Source organism: Isoptericola nanjingensis (assembly GCF_050311635.1).
Taxonomy (GTDB): Bacteria; Actinomycetota; Actinomycetes; order Actinomycetales; family Cellulomonadaceae; genus Isoptericola; species Isoptericola nanjingensis.
In genome coordinates this window covers 1-233 of sequence record NZ_JBNOZL010000032.1, presented here as the reverse complement: position 1 = coordinate 233, position 233 = coordinate 1, and the positions used below count along the sequence as shown (strand labels likewise).

1 pseudogene is annotated in these 233 nt (G+C 79.8%); it reads left to right on the top strand.

The window, feature by feature from the left end:
• Nucleotides 1–233: pseudogene (locus ACQP6G_RS20905) on the top strand (aldo/keto reductase); the annotation flags it as partial.

The window sequence follows — 233 nt, the reverse complement described above, 5'->3', positions numbered from 1 at the left end:
ACCTGCTGCCCGCCGCCCGCGAGCGCGGCGGCGGCGTCGTCGCGGCGGGGGTCTACAACTCCGGCGTGCTCGCCGACCCGGTCGCGGCGCCGCTCTTCGACTCCCACCCCGCGTCGCCGGACCAGGTCGACCGTGCCCTGCGGATGGCGGCCGCGTGCCACCGCGAGGGGGTCGACTTGCCCACCGCCGCCGTCCGCTGGCCGCTGCGCGTGCCGGGCGTGGAGGCCGTCGTC